Genomic DNA, 26,093 nt, shown 5'->3' on the forward strand with positions numbered 1-26,093 from the left:
AATGGTGTAAATTCTTTTTACCCATAATTAATATTATGTATCATTAGTGCTAGGAATTCATCTAATGTATGAAACAAATAACACGAAACTGTCAAAATCTTTGAAAATGATTGGCGCAAACCATACAAGTGTGCAACAAAAAGGCAACCTTGATCAGTCTATAACTGATTGGGTAGCCGAAGAATTACCTGTTGCTTTAGTTTATAACGGCATATCACATGTCGTGATGATGGCGACACCAAAAGATTTAGAAGATTTTGCTATCGGGTTCTCATTATCGGAAGGGATCATACAATCAAAACAAGAAATCCGAGGAATTGATATCATTCAAGGCTGTCATCGTGGCCTTGAAGTGCATGTTGAGTTATCTAACCGCCGTTTTATGGGGTTAAAAGAGCGTAGACGTAACCTAGCTGGGCGAACTGGCTGTGGTATTTGTGGTACTGAACAACTTGATGAGATATTCAAACCGATTCCTCCACTGCCTTTCACTCAAACGTTCTCACTATCTCACCTTGATCACGCATTAACTGAACTGAAGAAAGTGCAAGAAATCGGTGCATTAACGGGCTGTACCCATGCCGCTGCATGGATTTCCCCAGAAGGCCTGCTTGTGGGGGGATGTGAGGATGTCGGCCGCCATGTTGCGCTTGATAAGCTATTAGGCATGAAACATCGCCATCATTGGCAACAAGGCGCTGTCTTGGTCTCTAGCCGTGCCAGTTATGAAATGGTACAAAAAGCAGCAAGTTGTGGAGCAGAAATCTTGTTTGCCGTTTCAGCAGCCACCTCCCTTGCCATCGAAGTGGCTGATAAAGCCAATCTAACCTTAGTGGGTTTTTGCCGCCAAGGGAAAGCAACTGTCTTTACTCACCCAAGCCGCATAACGAACTAATGGTTATGCCTTCTCCAGAGAGTGCAACATCCACAAATTCGGCTCAATATATTCAATCGATTGTTTTTCTATATCAACAGTGACAGGGACTAACGCGTTCGGTACGACGTATTGTCCTGACTGTATAAAACGCATGCCTGTCCATGACTCCCACTGCTCGACCGTGCCTTTAATCGACATTGAGCGGTGTATAGGTTTTAATATTTTGCCACCTAAGCGCCAATGTGTGCGTATCCAAGGGTCAAAAGGTTCTCCCTGCTCGTTGGTCCATCGGCAATAATCATCGAAGGGTTGTAATGGATAACGATGCTTTAAAGTTGGGCGAACAGGTACTACGACGGCCTTTGCACCATACGCTACCGCTGCTTTTTTCAACGCGTTGATCAGCAGAGCTGGTATTTGATAGCCGCGATATTCAGGCTCAACAGTGACAGAGAGTGCAGAAATATAGCGATCCTCTCCGTTTTTGTTTTCAATCGCAAAATTGAAAATGTCATCCCAGCCTAAATCCACTAATTTTGTGAAGTTGTGATCAGGCCATTGGAAGAGGACGGATTTAATCACCCCGACCACTTTTTCAGTACCTTGAATATCCGCTACCGCTAAAAATTGAAATTGGTTCATAGGCTCTTCATAAAGTTTTTCCCAATATTCATCACAGACGGCCGTTTCACACATAAATTGTGGCCATAACTTGTCTAGCAGTTCATCAGACTGTTCAATAAGATCAGGGCGTTGGACAAAACTGTGGATGTTTATCGTAATAGAAGGCTTGATACTCATAAATATAACCTATGACGAAAATGATCTCGGTAGTATAAAAGGAAAATAAAAAGAAGGATTAAGATAAAATTAACGTTAAGCAGGCACCATCCGAATAATAAGTATTTCTTAATGATGTTAGTACTATCACTGCCCTTTGCCATATATTGCGATATTCTCTTGATAATAAAATGGAATAATTAAACTAACACTCTAATTATATTATTTTTATAATAATCAAAGGAATATTAGATGAATGATATCAAAACAAAAAAGCTAATTTATCATCTTACTAGTTTGAAAAATATAAGAAATATATTGATTGAGGGGTTAAAACCAAGAGTAGATATTAATAAATTTCATGATATTGCAGACAAAGAGATCATCGAAGGAAGAAAAAAACATCAACTAGATAGCTATGTTCCATTTCATTGGTTTTCACGTAATCCCTTTGATGGCAGAGTGCAAAAAAATTTTCCTGATGAAAAATTTGTCCTCATTACGATTAAAAGAGCGTTAGCTCAAAAAGAAAACTGGAAAATTATCCTAAGGCACCCTTTGGCTGAAGCCAATATTAAAATTTATGACTACAATGAAGGCTTTGCTCTTATTAACTGGGATATAATGAATCTACGTGATTACCATGATCCTGACAGCAAAAGCATTTGTATGGCAGAATGTCTTTCACCAACGGTTGTTGAGGTATCAAAGTTTTTCAAAATTTATGTTCCCACACCGGAAGTTTCAAAAATCGTTAATAGAGAGTTAAAGACCCTTAATTTAAACCTTGAAATTGCTATCAATGAAGGAATGTTTTGTTAATGGCGTATATGAACCTAAACCCAGAAAAAGCACTTATCTGGAGAATAACCCATCGTCAGAATATTCCTTGGCTTTTTGCCAATGGCTTATATGCAGGAAATAGTGAACATTATTCACCTAATTGGGTGACTATTGGCAATACAGACCTGATTAACCGCCGCAATCAACGTCATGTACCTATTCAGCCGAATGGGGTACTTAATGATTATGTACCTTTCTATTTCACCCCTTTCTCGCCAATGATGTATAATATTTATACAGGCCGTGGTGGGGTGCGAAAAGTTCCCAATGATGATATTATCATCTTGGTTTCCAGCATGTATAAAATAGCCGCTCTAAAGATACCTTTTGTTTTCACCGATCGTCATGCGTATCCTGTAACATCTCAGTTCTATAACCAGCTAACAGATCTCGCGGAGATAGATTGGGCTTTACTACAGCAGCGCAATTTTCACCGTGACCCTGATGACCCTGAAAAAGTTGAAAGGTATCAAGCAGAAGCGTTAATTTATAAACATGTTCCTATGGAAGCCCTATTAGGTGCTGTTTGTTACACAAAAGAAACCCAGCTAGAACTTCAAGCAAAAGCCAGCCAACTTGAGATTCATTTAGATATCCATTGCATTCCAAACTGGTACTTTTAAGGAGGCTGATAATGATAGAATTTACCCAAGGTAATTTGTTAGAAGCTGACGTAGAAGCGCTCGTTAATACCGTCAATACCGTTGGTGTTATGGGTAAAGGGATCGCATTAATGTTTAAAGAGCGCTTTCCCGCCAATATGGCTGCATATGCTAAAGCATGTAAAACACATGAAGTGCAGACTGGAAAAATGTTTGTTACTGAAACCGGGGAGCTCATGGGCCCTCGTTGGATTGTTAATTTCCCAACAAAGCAGCATTGGCGAGCAAAATCTCAAATTCAGTGGATTATTGATGGCTTATTGGACCTACGTAATTTCATTGAAGAGAATCATGTTAAATCTATTGCTATCCCGCCATTAGGGGCTGGTAATGGCGGTCTCAATTGGGATGATGTCAAGCCTCATATTGTGGAAATATTAGGTGATATTCAAAACGTAAAAATTATTGTTTATGAGCCAATAGCAAAATATCAAAATGTTGCTAAGCCAAAGGGTGTTGAAAAACTGACGCCGGCCCGCGCCTTAATTGCAGAACTTATCCGTCGTTATTGGGTTATGGGGATGGATTGTAGCCTATTGGAAATACAAAAGTTAGCTTGGTTTTTAGAGCGTACAATAGAGGCTGAAGGGCTGAGAAATCCATTAAACCTAAGGTTTGAAGCCAGAAACTATGGTCCCTACGCCGATAAGTTACGACACTTATTAAACGGGCTAGATGGAAGCTACCTCAAGAGTGAAAAACGGATTAGTGATTGTAGTCCATTAGACGTAATTTGGTTTAATGATGATAAACGCGCTACGATTGAGCTGTATTTAAAAACCGAAGCAAAAGACTATTTATCCGCGCTAGAGAAGACAACGAAGCTTATTGATGGATTCGAATCTCCTTTCGGGATAGAACTTCTCTCCACTGTAGACTGGTTGCTGTACAAAAAGCAATCTTCACCTAATATTGAGTCCTTACTTGAAGGAATGCGCCAATGGCCAGCAGGGGATAGATGGGCACAACGTAAACTTAGGTTATTTGACTCAAATAAGTTAGAACTTGCATTAAATCATTTGAAACAAATACCGTTCTATAGCTAATTAACCAATAAACCTTTTCTAAGCCTATAAAGAGCCATTCCGTTTTACAGCAGCTTGCTGATTAGATAGCAAGCTGCTACCACACTGAGTTAAATCAGTTTTTACTTCCCAATACAGAAAGTGAAAAAACATTAATTATCAATTAATTATAATTAAATTGGCGTGCATTTGGGGTAATTTCGGTTATTCACCTAAGTACGGTTACTTTGTACTGCCAGAACATATTATATTAAAAAATGCGTTCTGCGTCAGTGTTCAAGGTATTGAGGAACCAATATGCCAACCTATGCAAAATCGTTAGTAACTTCTAAGAAAGGTATTAACTACGTAAGAGGAGTTATCGAGGGAGTTGGCTGCTTGTTTCAAAAGATTGAGCAGGAAAATGATCTTGGGATAGATGCGATTTGCGAGTTGATAAACTCAAATGGTCAGCCAGAAAACCACCTTTTTGCTTTGCAGATCAAGTCTGGTGACTCTTACTATGATAGTTCTAAAAACTCCTGTTCATTTAGGATAGGAACTCATAGGGATTACTGGACAAATTATAAGGTCCCCCTTTTTGCTGTTGTTTACATACCATCTCTCGACACGGCTTATTGGACAGATATTAAGAAATTTCTGAAGAGTAACGTTCACGCTAGCTCCATTAGTTTCGATTTGAGTCGTGCCAATCACTTTGATGAAGAGAAGTTCATTTCTTACTTTAAGCCCTTGGTTACTGGGAGAGGGCCAAATATTTCTCTGGAAGACAGTTTAAGACTTGTTAGAAGCAGTAATGATGACGAGGCTTGGCTTGGTTTAACAACGTTATTTAGGCGATTTCCTAATACATACCAAACCTGGGATGAGTTGGTTAGAGCTTTCAAAATAAGAAGTATTGCCAAAATTCCTAGATTACTCATTTATCTTCTAGCCCATATCCCTTGGCATGGCGATATTTCATACAGTGGCGAAGATATAAAGTCAGAGATTAGATGTTATGCCGCTGACTTGTTTAATTCGTTTGATGAAGGTGACATACGTAAGTTACTGTCCATGATCGATGACAACGGAATACAGAGGGGAGCTATCGGGCAATCGGTCGAAGCTGTAATTAACTGTGTAGGTAGTGCATCACAGTATCTAATCAGAATTATCAGGAATGGCTGCGACAGTATGGAACTAAGAGAATCAGCAGCGTTCATTTTGGCCGTCGATAAAGGTGTTGAGGCTATACCGTACCTTCGAGAGTTAGCATCTAGTGGCAGCGAGATATCCAGTTTGATTATTCAGGATATCGCTGAACATGGTGGGTTTTACCCATACTCTTAATGCTTTTGATTTTCACCTCAACGATACCCATCTAATCTATCAATAATTAAGTGCAAAAAGTCCGCAACCCAAATTGGATGCGGACTTTTTTTTGTCCAGAAAACCACCGTTTATTGAACAGTTAGAACACTTACCTATTGTCATTTTCAGAAGACGACTGCACCAGTTGATTGGGCGTAATGGCTGTTGTGCAGCCAGCTCCTGACAGTTCAATATCAGAAGTGATCTGCACCAATCTCGACTATGCTCAATACTCGTGTGCACCAAAGCGAGGTGAGCATGGCGACGGAGGCTCTGTTGCAAAGATTGGCGGCAGTCAGAGGTAGGCTGTCGCTCTGCGCCGATCAGGCGGCTGCTGCGAAATGGTGGTTGAGCATGCCCATGGCCTCCGTCAGCGCCGAGGGCCCAATGCCAAAAGCTCTCTCCACAAGGCGCACCTCGCCCCTGATGCCGGGCTGCAGGCACCAGGGGCGAGCCTGTCCTTTGCGCAGGGCTCGCATGACTTCGAATCCCTTGATCGTGGCATAGGCCGTGGGGATCGATTTGAAACCGCGCACCGGCTTGATCAGTATCTTGAGCTTTCCGTGATCGGCCTCGATCACGTTATTGAGATACTTCACCTGCCGGTGGGCCGTCTCCCGGTCCAGCTTTCCTTCGCGCTTCAATTCGGTGATCGCTGCACCATAGCTCGGCGCTTTGTCGGTATTGAGCGTGGCAGGCTTTTCCCAGTGCTTCAGGCCTCGCAGGGCCTTGCCCAGGAACCGCTTCGCTGCCTTGGCGCTGCGGGTCGGCGACAGGTAGAAATCGATCGTGTCGCCCCGCTTGTCGACTGCCCGGTACAGGTAGGTCCACTTGCCCCGCACCTTGACGTAGGTTTCATCCAGGCGCCAGCTCGGATCAAAGCCACGCCGCCAGAACCAGCGCAGCCGCTTCTCCATCTCCGGGGCGTAGCACTGGACCCAGCGATAGATCGTCGTATGGTCGACCGAAATGCCGCGTTCCGCCAGCATTTCCTCAAGGTCGCGATAGCTGATCGGATAGCGACAATACCAGCGCACCGCCCACAGGATCACATCACCCTGGAAATGGCGCCACTTGAAATCCGTCATCGTTCCGTCCGTCCAATCTCCGCCAAGCATGCTCAAGCTTCACGATTTTTGCAACAGAGCCCACACGAGTATTGAGCATAGTCGAGATTGGTGCAGATCACTTCTGATATTGAACTGTCAGGAGCTGGCTGCACAACAGCCATTACGCCCAATCAACTGGTCAGTCGTCTTCTGAAAATGACATTTGGTATCTCTCATAAACGGATGTTTTTGAGAGAACTATCTTCGGCCTTCACACGCACGAAAGGCGGCGAAGCTCCGCCGTTAATCCGTCCGCCGGAGATCTCGCCCAGGCAGGCTGAAGGCCGAGCAAGCCTGACAGGCCCGAAAAGCCCGGCACGGGCGTCGGCGGCGATGACGGCGGCGGCATTATCCAGGGTTGATGATGGAAGTGGAGGATATCGACAACCTCTCGCGCAACCAAGACATCGCGGTCGGACTGCAAGTGATCTTGAAGCCACGGGCCCGTCCCACCCCGACATGGACCTCGATGCCCGAACGGACGTTAGATTTCGAGTTCTAGGCGTTCTGCGATGAAGGTTGGATCCCAGCCGGGATTGAAAGTGTCGACGTGGGTGAATCCGAGCCGCTCGTATAGGCCACGCAGGTTCGGGTGGCAGTCGAGCCGCAGCTTGGCGCACCCCTGCGTTCGCGCGGCATGGCGGCAAGCCTCGATCAGCGCGGAGCTGACACCCCGGCCCGCATGTGTCCGTCGCACCGCGAGCTTGTGCAGATATGCGGCCTCCCCCTTGAGGGCGTCGGGCCAGAACTCGGGATCCTCGGCCGACAAGGTGCAACAGCCGACGATGCCGTCGCTGCAACTCGCGACTAGGAGCTCGGATCTCAGGACGAAGGTCTCCGCGAATGTCCGGTCGATCCGCGCGACGTCCCAGGCGGGCGTTCCCTTGGCGGACATCCACGCCGCAGCGTCGTGCATCAGCCGCACAACCTCGTCGATATCACCCGAGCAGGCGACCCGAACGTTCGGAGGCTCCTCGCTGTCCATTCGCTCCCCTGGCGCGGTATGAACCGCCGCCTCATAGTGCAGTTTGATCCTGACGAGCCCAGCATGTCTGCGCCCACCTTCGCGGAACCTGACCAGGGTCCGCTAGCGGGCGGCCGGAAGGTGAATGCTAGGCATGATCTAACCCTCGGTCTCTGGCGTCGCGACTGCGAAATTTCGCGAGGGTTTCCGAGAAGGTGATTGCGCTTCGCAGATCTCCAGGCGCGTGGGTGCGGACGTAGTCAGCGCCATTGCCGATCGCGTGAAGTTCCGCCGCAAGGCTCGCTGGACCCAGATCCTTTACAGGAAGGCCAACGGTGGCGCCCAAGAAGGATTTCCGCGACACCGAGACCAATAGCGGAAGCCCCAACGCCGACTTCAGCTTTTGAAGGTTCGACAGCACGTGCAGCGATGTTTCCGGTGCGGGGCTCAAGAAAAATCCCATCCCCGGATCGAGGATGAGCCGGTCGGCAGCGACCCCGCTCCGTCGCAAGGCGGAAACCCGCGCCTCGAAGAACCGCACAATCTCGTCGAGCGCGTCTTCGGGTCGAAGGTGACCGGTGCGGGTGGCGATGCCATCCCGCTGCGCTGAGTGCATAACCACCAGCCTGCAGTCCGCCTCAGCAATATCGGGATAGAGCGCAGGGTCAGGAAATCCTTGGATATCGTTCAGGTAGCCCACGCCGCGCTTGAGCGCATAGCGCTGGGTTTCCGGTTGGAAGCTGTCGATTGAAACACGGTGCATCTGATCGGACAGGGCGTCTAAGAGCGGCGCAATACGTCTGATCTCATCGGCCGGCGATACAGGCCTCGCGTCCGGATGGCTGGCGGCCGGTCCGACATCCACGACGTCTGATCCGACTCGCAGCATTTCGATCGCCGCGGTGACAGCGCCGGCGGGGTCTAGCCGCCGGCTCTCATCGAAGAAGGAGTCCTCGGTGAGATTCAGAATGCCGAACACCGTCACCATGGCGTCGGCCTCCGCAGCGACTTCCACGATGGGGATCGGGCGAGCAAAAAGGCAGCAATTATGAGCCCCATACCTACAAAGCCCCACGCATCAAGCTTTTGCCCATGAAGCAACCAGGCAATGGCTGTAATTATGACGACGCCGAGTCCCGACCAGACTGCATAAGCAACACCGACAGGGATGGATTTCAGAACCAGAGAAAGAAAATAAAATGCGATGCCATAACCGATTATGACAACGGCGGAAGGGGCAAGCTTAGTAAAGCCCTCGCTAGATTTTAATGCGGATGTTGCGATTACTTCGCCAACTATTGCGATAACAAGAAAAAGCCAGCCTTTCATGATATATCTCCCAATTTGTGTAGGGCTTATTATGCACGCTTAAAAATAATAAAAGCAGACTTGACCTGATAGTTTGGCTGTGAGCAATTATGTGCTTAGTGCATCTAACGCTTTTAGCAGGGGCGCGACGTCAGGAGCGTCCCTTGCCTAAACTTGTTAAGGCATTTGTGAACAAACGCCACCAGTATTTTGGTTTAGAACCAATGCATACTTCATACGAATACAGCCTATCTCGAATCAAGCAGGAACCATCCAAGATTGGCATAAAAGGTACATTCAACCTTTTCACTGCATCCCATTGGTGCACGTACTCGGTCTTGCAACTCGGACACTTTGGGTTTGCACCAGGAACAAACCTACCCCCGCAAGGGCAATCTGGAAGAGTTGCTGCTATTCGATCCAAGAGCTCTTGATTGATTTCATTTTCATACAGTAATGCATGGTCCTGCTCTCTATGGATTACATTCGAGCAAGTATCACAGAAAAAATGCGGGCAACTGTCGCTCATGCCGCTCGATTGCCAGGCAGGAGTTTCCTTCCCACACTTTGGGTTTGGGCATTTCATTCTTCCTATCCATGGTGCATTCGCTTCGTAATGTACGATTTTCATGTAGCCTTAACGCCTGGCACAGCGGATCGCAAACCTGGCGCGGCTTTTGGTACAAAAGGCGTGACAGGTTTGCGAATCCGTTGCTGCCACTTGTTAACCCTTTTGCCAGATTTGGTAACTATAATTTATGTTAGAGGCGAAGTCTTGGGTAAAAACTGGCCTAAAATTGCTGGGGATTTCAGGAAAGTAAACATCACCTTCCGGCTCGATGTCTATTGTAGATATATGTAGTGTATCTACTTGATCGATCAGGCTTTTGTATATCTCCCCACCACCTGAAACAATGACATGATCCGTTATTTTCTTTAGGTTGGTTAAAGCATCTTTAATTGATGGAAAGATCAATACGTTCTCATTGTCAGATGTAAAACTTGAACGTGTTACGACCGCATACTTTCGGTTGGGTAATGCTCCCATTGATTCAAAAGTCTTGCGTCCAACCAACAGCCATTGGTTATAGGTAATAGCTTTAAACAGGAGCTGTTCACCTTTGGCACTCCATGGAATATCAGGGCCATTCCCGATAACTCCATTCTTCGATATAGCTACCATTAGTGATAGTTTCACAATTCTTCCTCAGAGGTTAACTTTGTTTTAGGGCGACTGCCCTGCTGCGTAACATCGTTGCTGCTCCATAACATCAAACATCGACCCACGGCGTAACGCGCTTGCTGCTTGGATGCCCGAGGCATAGACTGTACAAAAAAACAGTCATAACAAGCCATGAAAACCGCCACTGCGCCGTTACCACCGCTGCGTTCGGTCAAGGTTCTGGACCAGTTGCGTGAGCGCATACGCTACTTGCATTACAGCTTACCAACCGAACAGGCTTATGTCCACTGGGTTCGTGCCTTCATCCGTTTCCACGGTGTGCGTCACCCGGCAACCTTGGGCAGCAGCGAAGTCGAGGCATTTCTGTCCTGGCTGGCGAACGAGCGCAAGGTTTCGGTCTCCACGCATCGTCAGGCATTGGCGGCCTTGCTGTTCTTCTACGGCAAGGTGCTGTGCACGGATCTGCCCTGGCTTCAGGAGATCGGAAGACCTCGGCCGTCGCGGCGCTTGCCGGTGGTGCTGACCCCGGATGAAGTGGTTCGCATCCTCGGTTTTCTGGAAGGCGAGCATCGTTTGTTCGCCCAGCTTCTGTATGGAACGGGCATGCGGATCAGTGAGGGTTTGCAACTGCGGGTCAAGGATCTGGATTTCGATCACGGCACGATCATCGTGCGGGAGGGCAAGGGCTCCAAGGATCGGGCCTTGATGTTACCCGAGAGCTTGGCACCCAGCCTGCGCGAGCAGCTGTCGCGTGCACGGGCATGGTGGCTGAAGGACCAGGCCGAGGGCCGCAGCGGCGTTGCGCTTCCCGACGCCCTTGAGCGGAAGTATCCGCGCGCCGGGCATTCCTGGCCGTGGTTCTGGGTTTTTGCGCAGCACACGCATTCGACCGATCCACGGAGCGGTGTCGTGCGTCGCCATCACATGTATGACCAGACCTTTCAGCGCGCCTTCAAACGTGCCGTAGAACAAGCAGGCATCACGAAGCCCGCCACACCGCACACCCTCCGCCACTCGTTCGCGACGGCCTTGCTCCGCAGCGGTTACGACATTCGAACCGTGCAGGATCTGCTCGGCCATTCCGACGTCTCTACGACGATGATTTACACGCATGTGCTGAAAGTTGGCGGTGCCGGAGTGCGCTCACCGCTTGATGCGCTGCCGCCCCTCACTAGTGAGAGGTAGGGCAGCGCAAGTCAATCCTGGCGGATTCACTACCCCTGCGCGAAGGCCATCGGTGCCGCATCGAACGGCCGGTTGCGGAAAGTCCTCCCTGCGTCCGCTGATGGCCGGCAGCAGCCCGTCGTTGCCTGATGGATCCAACCCCTCCGCTGCTATAGTGCAGTCGGCTTCTGACGTTCAGTGCAGCCGTCTTCTGAAAACGACACAGGCGCTATCTAGTAAGAAAGATAGGCCTGTTACGACCTGGTATGCTCCAAATTCTCGAGAACCTGTCAGAGATGAAACTATTCGATATGGGTTTATAGCCCTTGGTGCCGTTATTGAACGCACTGGTTTGCCCGTGACAACTCCTCTTCCTAAATACGCAATGTCAAAAGCATTTGCAGCTCTGTTCAATGTAGATTTAATTGGGGATGATTTAGAGGCTTTAATTCGTAGCTGGCAGAACTCTCATCTTAATGCTGCCGCTTTAAGTCGAATTCGATTACTTGGTGCGCATGCCACTGCCGCAGCATCAGATCAGATAACCGCGACATTACCTAATTCTGGGTTAGTAATGCTTGAGTCTGGTCCGTCAGGCGTAATAGGTAAGGCGGTGATCGAACAATTCGCTCGGAAGTTTTTAAAGACGCCAGCCGTATTATGGTTGTCTCAGTCAGGGGAAAAGGTTGGTATTGATCTTGCGAGTAGGTTAAAGCTCAAAATTGACCCTTCAAAAACGTTACCTGACGTTATTTTAGTTGATCTTGGGACCAAGACTGACGGTAGTGACATGTTATTTGTTTTTATTGAAATTGTTGCTTCAGATGGTCCAATTAACTCTATGCGTAAACAGAAGCTAACTGAGATAGCTATTGAAGCTGGCTTCTCTGCCCAGAATCTTGCTTTTGTAACTGCATTTCAAGATCGTTCAGCCGCTCCATTCAAAAAAGCAATGTCAGAACTCGCGTGGGGAACTTATGCGTGGTTTTGTTCTGAGCCAGATAATTTAATTGAGCTAAGAGATGGCAGTTCTATAATTTTGTCAGAGCTTTTATGATTTTTAATACAGAACAGTATAATACCTCTATACTGTTCTTAGTTATCTAATATAATACTGAATCTTTTTAATATCATTAGAAATGTTATCATTGTAGAAATAAATAATGAATAGCAAAAAAATGAACATGTAATAAAAAAGTAGTAACTAAACCCAGTGTTGATTTTCGAATCGTAGAAGGAAATTACTGCTGAAAGTATTACAATTAGTATTGATGTAAGGATTGCATAGCAAATGTTGTGACATAATTCTTTGTAAAGATTTATGTGCTTCAAGTAAGAGGTTATTTTATCTGCGATAGTCTCATTATCTTTTTTATCTATGAGCTTACTCTTTTGATCATAAACCATTACGACAGCACTCATTAATAATGCTGTTGTTATAGCTCCGAAATTAACCATTATGCCAACTACTGAGCTCGGCATTACTTTGAATAAAAAGCATATTGTTCCAGAAGCTATGATTGGGAATATAAGATGAAAGAAAATATCTGATTTAGATAAACTATCTGAATCTTCATTTTTAAAACTGGAGATGTGATTCTTTATCAAGAAAAATATATTTATTTTATTCATATACAATATCCTTTGCCGTATATTTCACAAATATAATCATTTATCTCTTCTTTTACACAGTTATGTAGGTCGGCTTGATTAGGTTCGTTGGTTATTGGATTTATATTCAGACTTGCATCATCCAACGTTACAGATACGCCTTTTGCTATTATATTTCTTAAATCATAAATTTTATTTTTTCCATTCACCTGTGCTGTTATTTTTATTTTATCACTATTTGGCTCTAAAATATCTATTAACTTATTTTGTGAAGGAGATTTTCCGAGATAATCATTGATATAGCCCATTGAATAACCTTTGTTTTTTATTACAAAGTCGGCGGTCATTCTGTCACCAATTAATCGCATGGCATCTGCGGTGTCTTTACTTGTTTTATAGCCAATAGCTTTTATTTCTATTACAGGGGAGTCTTTAATAGTTTGAGGTATATCTTTGTGTAGTAATGGTAGTATTCTCGCTTCCAATGAAGGATTGTGCGCTTTAAACCCAAGTTCTACTGTGCTTTTTATTGGAGTTCTTGCATTTAATCGAGATGTTTCATGGAATGCAAAAATTCCAGTATCTAAGCTATCCGGTAGATAGATAAAAATATATCTTTTTTTCTCAGTGACTTCATCATGAGTTACTTTTTTATGATTTGTTGATGATAGAGTCTTCTGTCTAACAGTGTAGTTTTCTCCATAACGGCCCGCATTTACATAGCCATATATAATTCTTTTTGAATCATCAAAAGTTAAGTTTCCTGTTGGTATAGATACAATTAGTTTTGAATCTTGATCTTCCAGAGGGATGTTAACTTTGCTTTGGAGTATTTTTTTTGTAATTTCATAGGCGCTCAGTTTGTTATCACCATTTAACTCTCCAAGCTTGTATGATTTTCTTGATCTTTGCTTAGTTAAAACTCTGAATGATGACATGTGTACTGAGTGCATTATTATACCTTTTATTACTGATTCTCATTACTGTTTGTGAGTTGTGTGTTAAATATTTTTCGCACCTATAACTTAGGTTGGTGCTTGTAACTTCGATACTTCAGTTGGCGGTTGATTGTTTAAATTAGATTGATCTAAATAACCAAAACGCCACCGAAAAGCAGCTTGCTGATAAAAAATGTTGAGCTTTACATTCATAAGCAATCGAAAAACAATCTAAAAGCCACTTCTCAAGCAAACTTCATGGTTACTATATCTGTACTGCATCAAAAAGCCATCCAAAAACGACCTAAAGGTTATCAAATTACGATGTTATGCTCGACTTGACTACTGTATCCATTTGATTAGTATATAAAGTGTTTTTGGTAGCTGGCCTTCAAACAGCATTCTGCAAAACTAAGGCGATTGCCTTCATTTCTTAACCCTCAGGGGGACTGTCCCCTATGGGCATTCCTCCATCTGTAACAATCTCCCCGGAGGAAGACTCGATGTTTATCATCTTTATACTTGCAGCGTTATGCTGCTGCCTGTGCTTGTGTATTGCACAAGTTAAAAGGCTTCCATACCGCGATTTTGCTCAAAGCAATATCGTGTCCTTGGTACTCGATTCCGAGCTGCCAAACCAAAGAGGACCACCCTCAAAATCAGGACGAGTGTTGGAATACCCAACTTGCTCGATGCTCCACCCCGTCTCTGTCGCCGTAGGCGTAAACAGAGACGGGGGTAGAGCCCCCGACGGAAGCCTTGAGCCTCAAGGGCTCTAGGCTTTCGCACCGCGCACGAATGTGCGCGAATTATACCGCCTTCGGCGGTTGGCGCGCTTCGCGCTTTCCTTTCCAAAGAATGACACGACAGTACCAGCCGGATCTGCTGGCAGTTTGTTCCGTCGGAACAGACCAGCCAATGGAATGAGCAGTTCGCTCCATAGCAGTACAGTTCGTAATTAATGACCGTGGACATCGGGTTTAACTGTCCTGTGTTTGGGCAAGATCCCAACGTTGGCCTTAGCATGCAGAGCTAATTAAAAAACTGCGTTTCACTTACCACTGGATACGGACGGGCCAACAAAATAACAATTTTGATTAACAGAGTTAGGGGGAACAATGCGTTCAGAGCGGACTAATCCGGATTCACGGAATTTTGGCCTTCGTAGCCGAGATATAAACAAGGCTGCCCTGAACGCTCTCAAGGAGGGGATGAAGAGTTTTCAGTCCATAGCCACTATTCATGACCGATGGAGCGTTTTTAGCGCTTGGATTAAGTCCGAACAGGGCATAAAGGACATGCGGGATATAGAAAAGGCTCATTTGGTCGCTTATGCGGCGCACCTTAATGATCGCTACGAGCGGGGAGAAATTGCGCCATCCACGGCGCAGAACTACCTGAGCGCAGTGAATCGGGTGATGGAGATTGCGCGTGGCGACCGACAGGTACGTGTAGATCCTGTCTCCGAGGGGGGACTTCCAAAGCGCTCAGGTATCGCCACTGGCGACCGAAGTGTTTCGGAAGCTTCCCATAATGCCGCAATGGGGGCAGCCTCCGAGCGCCTTGGGGCTTTGCTGGAACTACAGCGTAATTTCGGTCTGCGGTTCGAGGAATCGGCCAAGCTGGATGCAGCCAGAGCACTAAGAGAGGCCGAGAAAACTGGCTCCGTGAGCATAAAAGATGGCACCAAGGGTGGCCGGGCGCGCACTGTTCCGATCACCAGTGATGCTCAAATTACGGCACTCCAGCGAGCCGCCGCCATACAGGATGGCCGCAGCATGATCCCCGCCGAGAAGAATTATCGTGAGTTTCGGCAAGAAGCCTACCGGGAGATCGGCCGCCATCCGGTGAACTTCCACGGCGAACGGCACCACTACGCTCAAACGCGCTACAAAACTTTGATGCGTGCTGATTGCCCGGTAAAAGCAGGTGTTAAACATGGGCGAGAGCACTATGAATATTTAGCCAAAGAACTTGGAGTATCAATAGCTCACGCCAAAATGCTGGACAAAGAAATCAGAACTGAAGTGGCTTTGGAATTGGGTCACGGTCGCATCGATGTGACAAATAGTTATTTGGGGTAATTGATGGAAAAATGGGTAAGAGAAAGAAGCCATGTTTATGTGCGGCACGGAGGGAAGACTGCTCGGCGAGCGATGGTAAAAAGGCTAATTGCGGCTTTAAATGATATCGCTGCCAATGAAAAAGGGGTCAACGCACCATCACAAATCGGAAGAGCTCATATCCATCGGTATTACACTAGGCATCAAGGATTGAGTTCCACGACATTACGGGATCATTTTTATGCGTTCCGACTCTTGTGGGAATTACTTAACCGTCCTGGAGAACCTCCACGCCCAAAAAACACCGGCTCTGCTGATTAAAAGCCATCTATGCCTATGTCATATTCCTTAATCAGACCTTCCGTTCGCCGCATTACCGTTTGTAATTACCGTATTATCATAATTATCGTAATTACGATAAAAAGCAGGTGGAATGGGGGCTTCTGCATAATAAAAATAGTTCCTGCATTGTTTAATTGTGCCCAAAAAGGGCCAATACAGCGCGTGTCGATTCAGAACTGAGCTGTTAAATTTGAATTAACTTCAGCCCCGTGCTGAGTATGTGCGATAGCTGGTCGCCAAAAACAAACAGCATTTTATCAATTTATCCCGCAACCGGGGTTCACCGGTTCTGCGGTGTAACCCCTTCAATTCCATCTAATTGGAGGTGTTTATGTACTTTTCTACGTTCGTTTTGATCATGATTGTTACCGTGGGCGTCATTGCTTTCGGGGCTAACATTGTCGCCAAATTACTAAATAAGGCTTCGATTCTTGCATATCGATCATTGAGAAAAACGCGGCCCGTACGGGTCGTCAGTCCATTGGTAATTAATAGCAGTTCATTGTGTGGTGAATGGTTGAAAGCTGCCTCCGGTAGCAATCAACCTGGTGTCTCCGATGCTGTCGAATGCGCTCCGCTTGAGGGTGAGCTGGTTGCAGAACGCGCTGTAATAGGTTCCACCAGGAAATTATTGTCAGCTCAAAGTTGAGGGAGATTTAATGTATCGACTGATTCTAGTAAACAAAAAAAAGCGAACGCGAGAGTATCAGCCTTCTGATGCTGGTTATAGGGCAGCTCTCAAAGCCACGCGCAAGTTTTTGGAACAAAATCCCCAGGGAAATGCGGTGCTTTACGGGCATGGTGTTTGTGAGTCCTTCACTATACGCAACATGCCTGAAGCCTAATCCCTAATTAAATAACCCAACCGGGTACTTTGCCCGGTTGGGCTAAGTCCCGGCTATTAAACTTTCGGAGAATTAATATGTTGGGACAAAATCAAACAGAGATCCATCAATTCGATGTGTGTGGCCGCGTGTATTATCGTGGGGTTAACTACACTGAAAAAGAAGGTGAGTTGGCTGTTGAAACGGTAGAAGCTACTTCTCATGATGAAGCTGAAGCGATGTTTAAAAGCCTGCAGGTTGAGTATGCTTGTGAGTGTAATCGGACTGTTGAGCGAATCGATATCACTTTCACTATTGACTTGACGATAGCTGAAAGCGACAACGATGAACCGTACTTAGTGATGTAATTACTAAGAAAAGCAAAGGGCCAGCTTGTCTGGCCCTTTGCTACATATGGTGATAGGAATCTACTGAATCGGTTTCATGAGCCTGCTTGGCCGTTTGCTCATCCAAGAGGTGGAGTATCTCTGATGCCTTGCGTCTGGCCTCGGCTACAATTTCTGGCTTCTCCTGCTCCAAGATCTGGTCTAGTGTTTTTGCCACTGGTAAATCTCGCTAGTTTAGTTAGACTCTAAGTATATAAGGTTTTACAAGAGAGGTTCAGTTCCGTGGATGCCTTTACTATTGCAATGTTAAGTTTGCTCGCATTTTTTACCATTGTGACGTTCGGAAGTTTGTATTTATACAACAAACACAATCAAAACCGCTCTGATCAATAAATATATGTGTATTAAACGGCCCTGTTATCAATGCTGAATAATTCAGCAACAAACTGGTATTTTTACTTTCTCAATTAGATGATCGGACATAGCGTTAATTTCCTCATCGTCTAGCTTCGGGGCAAACAGGGGCGTTCCCCAGAATTGAACCTGTGGATAGTCTGAAAGCCTAAATACTCCATACGGCCATCGGTCCTCGTCACCCAACCACCGGCGTAAAGTCAGATCTATACCCCATCCATCCTTTAGCTCTATCCAGCAATGCGGATTGATTTGTGTCTTGCTATGTACTGTTTCAACAAACCCTACTCTGCACTGATGTGGAATGTCTGATTTGGCTAGAATGTTGCTGATCACGTAAGTCATCACATCACAACTGGCTTTTGAATCCTCCAGATTTAGCAAAGCCAGTTCCAGTTCTTCATGCCACAGACTCATTGTGCCTTCCTAAATAGCAATTGCTGGCCTTTTTCATAGATAACTGGATATGGTAAAGCTTTGCCATCCTGGAACACACTACTGGGCGGGAAATACATGACTGCCCATTCCGGCAGCGCTCGGCTCGTACTTTTGTAAAAATCGTCCATTGGAAATGATTTCACGTCGCTGACCTGGGTGAAAATCAATCGAGAATATTTGGTTGTGTTATTAGCGGCCAGATTAAAGCTATCAATATTACCATTGCCCACAAAGGCTGGTGTTTTCCAAGGATTCGGCATTGTAACGTTGTATGCAATTACGCAGTTTGAGCCATCACAGCCAAATTGCGGAGCCATTACTGCCCACATAATTAAGGGGTTTCCATCAATCTTAGGCGCTGTACTTTCCACTATTTTAGTTAAATCCAGGTTCATAGATTTCGCGGCTACCGCAACGGCATTATCAATTAGGTTTATATAGTTGCTATAAGCATCTTCTGAGGATTTAGCCATTGATGCAGGCATCCATGCCATCAAACTTGGCCTAGCGGATGGGTTATCCGGTGATGTAAGAATGCTTGCAGTGTTAAACATGAGAGTTTGCTGACCGTTCAATCCTCTTAATGGAGCATCAAGCGATGAGGCCAAGCTTGTGACATTTAGCGCTTTCATCAATAGAGACTGTTTATATGAGTTCCGCCCATCTTCTGAGTCTCTCAGATCTTGGTCATAAATACCCCCAGCTCTTGCCAAGTTTAGCGCTCTGGACATCTCTGGATTATAGGATTTTGGGGTTGTAGCACAGCCTGCGAGCATAATGGCGGCGAACAAGGCTGTAGCTGAACTTACGGAAGTTGACATATTCATTTTCATTTAAAGCTCCTCTTTTAGAAATAGAGTGCCATTGGTTTGTGAAAATGCAACAAGGGTTAAGTAAAACTTTTTAAAAATCATAAGTTTGTACGGACGTGACAAAGTTGCCGACATTATTCAATGATTAACTTTCACATGTGAAAGTTTTATTTGGACTGCCCAAATTGGACAGTTTGGCAGTTCGGTTTGTACTCATTTGCTCGGTAGGCTTTCGGGTGACACGAAACCTATTGGAGCAACAGTATGAGAGTCTCTCCCCCTTACATTAGAACACTATCTGCCTCTTGTTTAATCATCTTCTCTGTCGTCGCCACTCATGCCTCGGCTGAAGGGCTTCAGTCCGAGATGGATAGACTATTCAACGAAATGAGTAATACAACCAGACCGGGTATTCATCAGACACAACGCCGTGGAGTTATTGCGGGTGGGCGTGTGACCACCAAAGCGCGTATTTTTGATGAAAACCTAGTTAGCTTTGTCCCTCCATCCTGGAAAGCTGGGTGTGGTGGCGTTGATCTATTCGGTGGTTCTTTATCGTTTGTGAATGCAGATCAGATTGTTCAACTGATGCGAGCTGTGGCAGCAAATGCAAAGGGCTATGCTTTTCAACTAGCTCTGGATAATGTTTTTCCTGATGGTGCCAAATGGATAGAAAACTTTCAGAAGAAAGTTCAGGCTTTGAACCAGCATTTAGGCAATTCTTGTCAGTTAGCTCAGGGTATTGTTAACGATTCACTAAGTGCTTTTGACACAAAACTAAAGAACGATACTCGTACAAAAGCATCGACCAAAGGCTTATTTGAAGACATGTTTTCTGCAACGCAGGAAACGGATGGACAAACGGCAATCAAGACGCTGAAAGACAACTCGCAACAGGCCTACCAAGAGATGATAGGTAATATTGTCTGGAAGCAACTCAAAAAGAATAGTGTAAGCTCATGGTTCCTGTACGGGGATAACAGCCTGCTTGAAGCCATGATGTCTATAACTGGTGCCGTTGTCATTGGTGATTTAATTAATGATCCAAATCTTGCTGGAGCAGACAACAGTACTAATCCCATCGTCACCTTACCGGGGAATCGAATTACCCTTGGAGATCTCATTTCAGGTGGCTCTGTTAAAGTTTATTCATGTGACAGTGATACGGTTAACTGTATTTCTGCTGGTTCTGAGCTGAAGAGTGTTCAGCTCAGGGGTATTGGCAATCAAATGTCAGATTTACTTCTTGGTTCTGATTCTTCACCTGGATTGATTTATAAATATGCAAACAATGTTGGGGCGTTAAGTTCTGCCGAGATAGCTTTTGTATCAAATCTCCCCAGTAGCTTTGGCTCACTCTTCCGAAATCTTGCTGCTGTTTCCAGTGATACAGCAGAGCAGTTTGCTCAGCAAGCACAGACCATCATAGCGCTAGATATAACCTACAGGTTTATTGAGGAGATATACCGGGCAACAACTATTGCGTTAGCTAACAGTGATAATGCCTATCAACAAAAAGCTGTTGATGTACTTGATGCTTCTCGGGCTGTTGTCAGACAAGAGTATGACCAATTAATTGTGAGACACGGGAAGCTAAGTGATCTGATGGGGTATTACAACAGCTTACTTGATGTCACAAAGAAGCAGCGGCTTTTACTTGCGGCCCAAGCATCAGGGAAAAAGGAGTAACTAATGGATTTTAGTATTTATTCCGTCGGTGATGCCGCATTTCTAGAGCAAATAATGATTGCTGTGGCGATGGCTACTGGCACCGGTGATTTTGAACGCATGGTAAGTATTGGCCTTTTAATTGGCGCTCTTGTCATCTCATTTCAGTCGTTATTCCAGGGAGCTAAATCCTGGGATTTACATCAAGTTTTTGCTTGTTGGCTCGTGTATGCCATTTCCTTTGGATCCGGCGTTACGGTAACTATTGAGGACGCGTACAACGGACAAGTGCGAGTAGTGGATAACGTACCTGTTGGTCCAGCCGCCGCTGGTTCTATAATCTCAAGCGTTGGATTTGGTCTCACAAAATTATTTGAGGTTGCATATAGTCCTGTCGCGAGTGTGACTGAATCAAAGTTCATGGATTCTTTAGAGCTATTATCAAAGCTCAGAAATCACGAAATGGAGTCAGCACTATGGACTGTCTGGAATGATTCCCTAGGAGGCGGTGCTGTTGATATGAAGAAAAGCCTGACTAACTACATATCGGAATGCACAGCAATTAAATTTTCATTAGGTGAGTCAAATGAGGATCAAATCAACACAGAGAATTGGCGTACAGCTCTCAGATTTGATTCACAAATATATGGGACCCGATTGTTCCTGTCTCCATCAGGCCCGACAGATCCCAGTTGTACAGATGGCTGGATTCAGTTGAGCCAATCCTTTGAAACTGCATTCAATTCTGGCCTTTCGCAACAAGCCCTTGGCTATTTGCTGTCTACCACTGATGCTTTGAATGCTACATCTGACGCTTTGTATCGCCTGCAGGTTACGAATGTGGCCGCAGGTGATTTTATAAAAGCCAATTTTCTGCAACCTATCGTACAGCGTGGCTTTGCTCAGTACTACAGTGATATGAATGATCCGTACGCACAAATCATGCTCACTCAAGCTGAGTCTCAGCGAAATACGCAATATGCAGCCGAACAGTCTTTGTTTGTAAAATCGATTCAACCTCTTATGACCTTGGTAGAGGGGTTTGCCTATGCGATTACGCCCATAGCCGCATTTGTGATGGTGCTAGGTTCTAAAGGTTTGCTATTGGTTGGTAAGTATCTTCAAATGCTTATATGGGTACAACTTTGGTTGCCAATTATGTCGGTAATCAATCTATTCATTTACATAATGGGGCAGCAGGCGCTCGCAAAATATACCACAGGGAACTTATCCTCATTTGAAGGCGTTGCATATGCTGGGGCCGAAATTGAGCGTTGGATAGGGATAGGTGGAATGATGGCCGCAGCAACGCCAGTCCTATCGTTGATGTTAGTAACTGGCTCAGTATATGCCTTCAATAGTCTCGCCCAACGAGTGGGTGCGAGTGATACAGTCAATGAAAAACTAATGTCTCCAGACTTAGTGGACCGTGGTTCTGTTTTGAGCCAACAACCACAATTTAATCAATCCCGAATTGCTGGAACAATGACCTCTGGAGGTGAGTCGTTAGTTGATAGTATTAACTTAGGAAGTACCGTAAGTAATGCCCTTAGCAGTAGTTCTGCTGCTACTGCACAGGCCCAGAAAGGCTTTGCTAGCCAATTAAGTAATAGTGTGTTTTCTGGACATGGTTCAGAACAGACTTATTCACAACTACAATCATTAGGACAAACCCTGAGAGCGTCCGATTCAACTCAGGCTAAAAGTATTTTGTCCGCGGCGCAGAACTACGTTACTGATCGTGGGATAAATGCTTCTCACACGGATGCTGTGGCAGGAGCTATTGCTATGCGTGCTAGCGCTGGAGTGGATGCCGGAAAACTTGCTGCTGCTTTTACAGGACCGGTTGGTGCCGCTGTAAATGCCGCTAATCCGGTATCTATGAACGGTAGTTTAGATGTATCTGCGCAATCGCAGAGTCAGGATAGTAGACAGCAGCTTAGTTCTGATATTGACTCTTTATCTCGCGGACTCGGTTTTACAAAAGATGACAGTTCAGCATTAACGAGTGATTTGGCACGGCAAGTGTCTACTGATAAAGGTCAACGTTTTACCCAGAGTTTAGGTGAAGAGCAGAGAAAGCAGCTCATGCAATCCAGTTCTGATCTTTTGTCTTCGCAACAAACCTACCAAGAGTTATCTCAGGCTCAGCAAACTATCGGGACTACTAGCAACAATAATATTAGCGCGTTAGCTGACAAAGTTCTGAACAACTGGTCAGCCGGTAAGTCATTGTCAGATGGTGTTAGACAGTCATCGCCAGAGACAAGAGATTTTGCGCAAAGAAAAGCCCAGCATTACCAAGATTTAGGTATTGATTCCCAGAGGGCAATAGTTGGAGGGCAGTTGTTTGCTATGCTCAATTCCAACTCTCCATCTGAACAAGCAATTGCAGCCAGTGCAATAGCAAAGGCCACTGGTGGCAACAGTGGTATTGACTTTAATCAACCTGGTCAAAGTGCAATGTTGGTAAAGGATGCTCCGCGCTATGTCTCGCCAGTTGAAAATTCGAGCGCACTTTCGGCACCGGAAAGAATGAGCAATGAACAAAAGCTTTTAGCTGAATCAGGCAGTATTGGATCTGAAAATTCTGTTCGTGACGCTCATGAAAAGGGTATCCAGCAACTTGAGCAGAGTTATGGGACAAGCAGAAATGAATATCTTAATGACCGCTTGCCTGCGTTAAGAGCACAGATCATGGCATCCGATTTGGCCCCGTCAACATCCAGTGCTTTGTTTGCAGGTGCTGAGGGCGCAGGTCGTTTTGTACAGCAAGTTGTGGGTGGCGCAGGAGCCGCCAAAGAAGGGTTCGCAGAGAGTTTTGGGCAATCGATGTCTAAGTTAGCCCAGATGACTCCGGAACAACGAGATCAGTTTATTGAGGACACAAAGAAAGGGGACGATTACGTCAAGCAAGAGTATGGTCTTGGAGGCTTCCTGGCTGTAGGTGCTGCAAATCTGGGTAGGGATATCATTGGTGTGGGGATCAGTGGATTTGAAGCCGGTAAAGAATGGTTAACCGGTAAGTCAGATCTTTCAGAGGCAGCACAGGGAATGTCTGTTAGAGAAAGAGGGATGTTTTTTGCTTCTGCATTAGCAAGTGCAAGCGAGGCTGGAGCTGGAAAGGCTGCTGAGTTTGTTCAGCAATATGGTGACGAATTCAGGCAGATAGCAATGGATACTGCAAGATATGATTATGGTTTGAATAGTCAGGCAGGAGCAGAATTGTTTGCTGCATCGTTGATGGGCGGCGATTCATCGCGCTCTGGAGAACTAAGAGAAAATCTCAGAGAAGAGGTTGGTGATAACGCATTGGCAGATAAAATGGCTGCGATTATTGAAAGTTCTGCGGGGGCAGGTAAAGACCAAGCGGGCGGATATTTAGCGCCTGTTTCAAGATACTTATCTGTAGCCAAAGGAGGCCGTTAATGAGCAGACGAGCTGAATATAGACGCGCCATTAAAGAGCTTAAAGTGATGATATTACTGGGGGAAGGGAGATGGCTAAACGAAAAGCCAATCTCCTGTGGAAATAAAAAATTTATCGTCGATGGTTCGGTGTTGAACAATGTAATCAGAGAGCATCCGGAACTTAATAAACACATTTTGATAGGTTTTTTTTCGTCGCCTCAACGGTATCCGTTATTAAGATATAAAGATAGGCAGTTAACGTTAAGTCTATAATTAATAGAAACAAAGGCTCTCAGGAGCCTTTGTTTTTATTCAATCCATAGAAGCTTCCGGATACATCTACGTCACTTACCATTGGAGATCCTGTGGCAGGGTTGTATGTGACGTCTGCAAACAGATCTCGCCCAGATAATGTGTTCGTTTTACTCCCGGAACTACTGATTAGATTGGCTCTTTTACCAATCTTTAAAGATGCCAGCAGAGAAACTCCGACTACAAAAAATATGAGCGACCATAGGGCAAGAAGTTTGTACGAATAGAACAAACTTACGATTAAAAACAAAGAGAATAGCGCCTTTTTCATTTACGCCTCCTGATTAATATGTAACCGATTATAGATTATCGTTCAGAAATGCAAATCTTCATAGCACCATAAAATGATACTGTAAAAAAATACAGTATTTGGCGTTGCATTATCAAAAAGTCATGGTATTTATGATTGATGACAAAGTTAATCAGTGAATAAAGTAAGGAGGACTACTGATGTATGCCTTAGAGCCGTTAGAACGTGATGTTATTGGTAGCTTTGACAAGTTTGCCGTTCAATTGAGTGAAGAGAAGCCAGACCAAGATATTTTTGAGTTTGATTTGACTCTGTGGACACTACTGAAGCTTTTATCAGCCAATGCGCCATCCCAGGTTAGCAATCATTTTTCTCTTCCAGAAGATCTTGTTAATAAATTGGCGTCAACTCCTGACAGTTATCTTTCACAATTAGCGAGTGGAGTTCTTCTTAGCTTTAAACTTGAAACAGATCAAATGGAAGTGATCGATACTCTTGCCGGTAGCTACGATTCTGTCATATGCCTTAAAAATGTTGTGGACGACTTTGACGCAGCGTACTGGCTATTGCTTAATAAGTTAGCTAGTAGAAACTTGGACATGGCGATGCAAAGTTTTGGTGTATCTTCTGGTCTTGCTTCCTCAGTCGCCGCCTCCTCAAACAGCCAGTTAAGGTCGTTATCGCATAGGGTCGTTATTAGATTTTCATTGAGATTTGATATTGGCGTACTCGATCAATTCTTATCAGCAGCTCTTGCCGATACAACGCCGATTTTATTAAAAAAGATTCAGCAATCTTTGGTGTGGAGATAATCATGAGTGAATGTTTTACATCTGGTTCGTTATCTCGCTGGGTAAAGGCAAGGCACATGGCATTGGCGGGTTATATCACAAAGATAATTATCCTAGAGACTGGTTTGACTTATAAGCAAGTTCGCAGGCTGTACGCTGAGCTTGAATATTGCAGATATGATGTGAAGGATAAGAAATCCAGGACATTCCGTGGTGGAGCGACGCTGATCCACAGTCAGACATCTAAAATTCAAGCATCGCTTTTAATGCAGCTCTATTCAAATCTTGGAGGGGAAAAGGTTAAGCGTTCTGTAGATATTAGCGCTCTGAATAAAGCGTTTAGGATGTATCACGCTATCCGTAAAGAAGTACCAGGTATGAAGGGAGGAAAATGGGAGCCCTTCGACATTACAGATGCCTGGTGTCTTGCCTCTGAACTGCGCAATGGAGAGGCAATGATAGAGCATTGCGAGCAATGCCAATGCACTTTTTTTACGTCAATTAATCAGCGAACATGTGTTGAATGCCCATTCTGCCGGGTCTCAAAAGCTGCCTGAATACATCCGCGTATGCCGCAAAAGGGCAAATAGCGATGCTAATTTTTA

26 protein-coding genes and 1 pseudogene are annotated in these 26,093 nt (G+C 45.2%); 17 read left to right on the forward strand and 10 right to left on the reverse strand.

Annotation, left to right across the window (positions count from 1 at the left end; genetic code table 11):
• The first annotated feature begins 64 nt into the window (after positions 1–64).
• Entirely contained in the window at positions 65–895 is an 831-nt protein-coding gene (fdhD, locus tag ACWPW6_RS18495) for a formate dehydrogenase accessory sulfurtransferase FdhD (RefSeq protein ID WP_154624783.1), read from the forward strand.
• Positions 896–898: 3 nt separating this feature from the next.
• Here the strand turns inward: fdhD and ACWPW6_RS18500 are convergent, their stop codons facing one another.
• Entirely contained in the window at positions 899–1,678 is a 780-nt protein-coding gene (locus tag ACWPW6_RS18500; protein WP_249999547.1) for a transferase, read from the reverse strand.
• Positions 1,679–1,909: 231 nt separating this feature from the next.
• Here ACWPW6_RS18500 and ACWPW6_RS18505 point away from each other — a divergent pair, with 231 nt between their 5' ends.
• The 5 genes and pseudogenes from ACWPW6_RS18505 to ACWPW6_RS18525 form a co-directional block, all read left to right on the forward strand.
• Positions 1,910–2,479 (forward strand): DarT ssDNA thymidine ADP-ribosyltransferase family protein, encoded by a 570-nt coding sequence (locus ACWPW6_RS18505; protein ID WP_154623507.1) that lies wholly within the window; start codon positions 1,910–1,912, stop codon positions 2,477–2,479.
• Positions 2,479–3,123 carry a type II toxin-antitoxin system toxin DNA ADP-ribosyl transferase DarT gene (gene darT, locus ACWPW6_RS18510; protein ID WP_154623506.1) on the forward strand — a complete coding sequence of 215 codons (645 nt, stop codon included), beginning with the start codon at positions 2,479–2,481 and terminating at the stop codon, positions 3,121–3,123. Before ACWPW6_RS18505 ends, darT begins: the two co-directional genes overlap by 1 nt.
• An 11-nt stretch (positions 3,124–3,134) precedes the next feature.
• Positions 3,135–4,208, forward strand: coding sequence for a type II toxin-antitoxin system antitoxin DNA ADP-ribosyl glycohydrolase DarG (darG, locus tag ACWPW6_RS18515; protein ID WP_154623505.1), 1,074 nt, complete (start codon positions 3,135–3,137; stop codon positions 4,206–4,208).
• 276 nt (positions 4,209–4,484) lie between these two features.
• The gene (locus tag ACWPW6_RS18520; RefSeq protein WP_001143643.1) at positions 4,485–5,519 is read left to right on the forward strand and encodes a DUF4365 domain-containing protein; all 1,035 of its coding nucleotides are present in this window, start codon (positions 4,485–4,487) and stop codon (positions 5,517–5,519) included.
• Positions 5,520–5,658: 139 nt separating this feature from the next.
• Positions 5,659–5,724, forward strand: a pseudogene (locus tag ACWPW6_RS18525) (EAL domain-containing protein); the annotation flags it as partial.
• 139 nt (positions 5,725–5,863) lie between these two features.
• Here ACWPW6_RS18525 and ACWPW6_RS18530 read toward each other — a convergent pair.
• The 5 genes from ACWPW6_RS18530 to dfrA1 all read right to left on the reverse strand — a co-directional run bounded on the left by ACWPW6_RS18530 (position 5,864) and on the right by dfrA1 (position 10,119).
• Positions 5,864–6,628, reverse strand: a complete 765-nt coding sequence (locus tag ACWPW6_RS18530) for an IS6-like element IS6100 family transposase (RefSeq protein ID WP_001389365.1) — start codon at positions 6,626–6,628, stop codon at positions 5,864–5,866.
• 505 nt (positions 6,629–7,133) lie between these two features.
• Positions 7,134–7,634 carry a GNAT family N-acetyltransferase gene (locus tag ACWPW6_RS18535; RefSeq protein ID WP_000376623.1) on the reverse strand — a complete coding sequence of 167 codons (501 nt, stop codon included), beginning with the start codon at positions 7,632–7,634 and terminating at the stop codon, positions 7,134–7,136.
• A gap of 127 nt (positions 7,635–7,761) precedes the next feature.
• Complete coding sequence (gene sul1, locus ACWPW6_RS18540; RefSeq protein WP_000259031.1) at positions 7,762–8,601, reverse strand: sulfonamide-resistant dihydropteroate synthase Sul1; 840 nt, start codon at positions 8,599–8,601, stop codon at positions 7,762–7,764.
• Positions 8,595–8,942, reverse strand: coding sequence for a quaternary ammonium compound efflux SMR transporter QacE delta 1 (locus ACWPW6_RS18545; RefSeq protein ID WP_000679427.1), 348 nt, complete (start codon positions 8,940–8,942; stop codon positions 8,595–8,597). The genes sul1 and ACWPW6_RS18545 overlap by 7 nt, the downstream gene beginning before the upstream one ends.
• Before the next feature lie 703 nt (positions 8,943–9,645).
• Complete coding sequence (dfrA1, locus tag ACWPW6_RS18550) at positions 9,646–10,119, reverse strand: trimethoprim-resistant dihydrofolate reductase DfrA1 (RefSeq protein ID WP_000777554.1); 474 nt, start codon at positions 10,117–10,119, stop codon at positions 9,646–9,648.
• 156 nt (positions 10,120–10,275) lie between these two features.
• On the opposite strand from dfrA1, the gene intI1 reads away from it, so the two are divergent.
• Positions 10,276–11,289 carry a class 1 integron integrase IntI1 gene (gene intI1, locus ACWPW6_RS18555; protein WP_000845039.1) on the forward strand — a complete coding sequence of 338 codons (1,014 nt, stop codon included), beginning with the start codon at positions 10,276–10,278 and terminating at the stop codon, positions 11,287–11,289.
• Between the two features lie 100 nt (positions 11,290–11,389).
• Positions 11,390–12,325 (forward strand): BsuBI/PstI family type II restriction endonuclease, encoded by a 936-nt coding sequence (locus ACWPW6_RS18560; protein WP_000929142.1) that lies wholly within the window; start codon positions 11,390–11,392, stop codon positions 12,323–12,325.
• A gap of 571 nt (positions 12,326–12,896) precedes the next feature.
• On the opposite strand, the gene ACWPW6_RS18565 is transcribed toward ACWPW6_RS18560, so the two are convergent.
• Positions 12,897–13,832 carry a hypothetical protein gene (locus tag ACWPW6_RS18565; RefSeq protein ID WP_000556384.1) on the reverse strand — a complete coding sequence of 312 codons (936 nt, stop codon included), beginning with the start codon at positions 13,830–13,832 and terminating at the stop codon, positions 12,897–12,899.
• Between the two features lie 1,103 nt (positions 13,833–14,935).
• Between ACWPW6_RS18565 and ACWPW6_RS18570 the strand changes: the two genes are divergently transcribed.
• From ACWPW6_RS18570 to ACWPW6_RS18585, 4 genes are all read left to right on the forward strand, one after another.
• On the forward strand, positions 14,936–15,901 hold the full coding sequence (locus ACWPW6_RS18570) for an integrase domain-containing protein (RefSeq protein ID WP_001255888.1): 966 nt from the start codon (positions 14,936–14,938) through the stop codon (positions 15,899–15,901).
• 72 nt (positions 15,902–15,973) lie between these two features.
• Positions 15,974–16,201, forward strand: coding sequence for a hypothetical protein (locus tag ACWPW6_RS18575; RefSeq protein WP_249999550.1), 228 nt, complete (start codon positions 15,974–15,976; stop codon positions 16,199–16,201).
• Between the two features lie 352 nt (positions 16,202–16,553).
• Positions 16,554–16,871, forward strand: coding sequence for a hypothetical protein (locus tag ACWPW6_RS18580; protein WP_000273953.1), 318 nt, complete (start codon positions 16,554–16,556; stop codon positions 16,869–16,871).
• Positions 16,872–17,144: 273 nt separating this feature from the next.
• Positions 17,145–17,414 (forward strand): hypothetical protein, encoded by a 270-nt coding sequence (locus ACWPW6_RS18585; RefSeq protein WP_000901447.1) that lies wholly within the window; start codon positions 17,145–17,147, stop codon positions 17,412–17,414.
• A 414-nt stretch (positions 17,415–17,828) separates the two neighbouring features.
• On the opposite strand, the gene ACWPW6_RS18590 is transcribed toward ACWPW6_RS18585, so the two are convergent.
• Positions 17,829–18,224, reverse strand: a complete 396-nt coding sequence (locus ACWPW6_RS18590; protein ID WP_000060801.1) for a hypothetical protein — start codon at positions 18,222–18,224, stop codon at positions 17,829–17,831.
• Positions 18,221–19,078 (reverse strand): hypothetical protein, encoded by an 858-nt coding sequence (locus ACWPW6_RS18595; RefSeq protein ID WP_000783472.1) that lies wholly within the window; start codon positions 19,076–19,078, stop codon positions 18,221–18,223. The genes ACWPW6_RS18590 and ACWPW6_RS18595 overlap by 4 nt, the downstream gene beginning before the upstream one ends.
• A gap of 345 nt (positions 19,079–19,423) precedes the next feature.
• On the opposite strand from ACWPW6_RS18595, the gene ACWPW6_RS18600 reads away from it, so the two are divergent.
• The 3 genes from ACWPW6_RS18600 to ACWPW6_RS18610 are packed head-to-tail and all read left to right on the forward strand — an operon-like array spanning position 19,424 to position 24,408.
• Entirely contained in the window at positions 19,424–20,746 is a 1,323-nt protein-coding gene (locus tag ACWPW6_RS18600) for a conjugal transfer protein TraH (protein WP_226343065.1), read from the forward strand.
• Positions 20,747–20,749: 3 nt separating this feature from the next.
• Positions 20,750–24,154: a conjugal transfer protein TraG N-terminal domain-containing protein gene (locus tag ACWPW6_RS18605; RefSeq protein ID WP_000347733.1), complete on the forward strand. Its 3,405-nt coding sequence runs from the start codon at positions 20,750–20,752 to the stop codon at positions 24,152–24,154.
• Complete coding sequence (locus tag ACWPW6_RS18610; RefSeq protein ID WP_000091004.1) at positions 24,154–24,408, forward strand: hypothetical protein; 255 nt, start codon at positions 24,154–24,156, stop codon at positions 24,406–24,408. The genes ACWPW6_RS18605 and ACWPW6_RS18610 overlap by 1 nt, the downstream gene beginning before the upstream one ends.
• Positions 24,409–24,427: 19 nt before the next feature.
• Here the strand turns inward: ACWPW6_RS18610 and ACWPW6_RS18615 are convergent, their stop codons facing one another.
• On the reverse strand, positions 24,428–24,718 hold the full coding sequence (locus ACWPW6_RS18615) for a hypothetical protein (RefSeq protein ID WP_000709417.1): 291 nt from the start codon (positions 24,716–24,718) through the stop codon (positions 24,428–24,430).
• Between the two features lie 179 nt (positions 24,719–24,897).
• On the opposite strand from ACWPW6_RS18615, the gene ACWPW6_RS18620 reads away from it, so the two are divergent.
• Positions 24,898–25,509 carry a hypothetical protein gene (locus ACWPW6_RS18620; protein WP_000271073.1) on the forward strand — a complete coding sequence of 204 codons (612 nt, stop codon included), beginning with the start codon at positions 24,898–24,900 and terminating at the stop codon, positions 25,507–25,509.
• Positions 25,510–25,511: 2 nt separating this feature from the next.
• Positions 25,512–26,045, forward strand: coding sequence for a FlhC family transcriptional regulator (locus ACWPW6_RS18625; protein ID WP_032471366.1), 534 nt, complete (start codon positions 25,512–25,514; stop codon positions 26,043–26,045).
• Positions 26,046–26,093 lie beyond the last annotated feature (48 nt).

The organism is Providencia sp. Marseille-Q8014 (assembly GCF_965112055.1).